This is a genomic window from Paraburkholderia sp. SIMBA_027, assembly GCF_046535315.1.
Lineage (GTDB): Bacteria > Pseudomonadota > Gammaproteobacteria > Burkholderiales > Burkholderiaceae > Paraburkholderia > Paraburkholderia tropica.
The window spans coordinates 1-277 of record NZ_JAWRWY010000447.1; the positions used below are offsets into that span (position 1 = coordinate 1).

Sequence of the window (277 nt, forward strand, 5' to 3'; positions counted from 1 at the left end):
CGGTTCTGCGTGGCGTAACAGATGTCCTGCTTCTTCGGCTCGCGGATCGCCGGGTATTTCGCCTTCAAGGCGCCGATGATCTCGGCTGCATCGTCGACCGACAAGGTAGTTTGCGTAACGAACGCGATCCGTTCGGGATCGGCCAGCGTCAGTGCCTGCACGTCCGCGATATCTTCTACCAGATGCATGCCCTCGCCGGCCTGACCCATCGTGCCCTCCACTTCAGGATGCCCCTTGTGACCGATCATGACGATATCGAAGCCGTCCTGGCGCATCT

General features: G+C 60.3%; 1 pseudogene. It reads right to left on the minus strand.

Features of this window, described 5'->3' with window-relative positions:
- A pseudogene (gene ispH, locus SB764_RS39775) lies at positions 1–277 on the minus strand (4-hydroxy-3-methylbut-2-enyl diphosphate reductase); the annotation flags it as partial.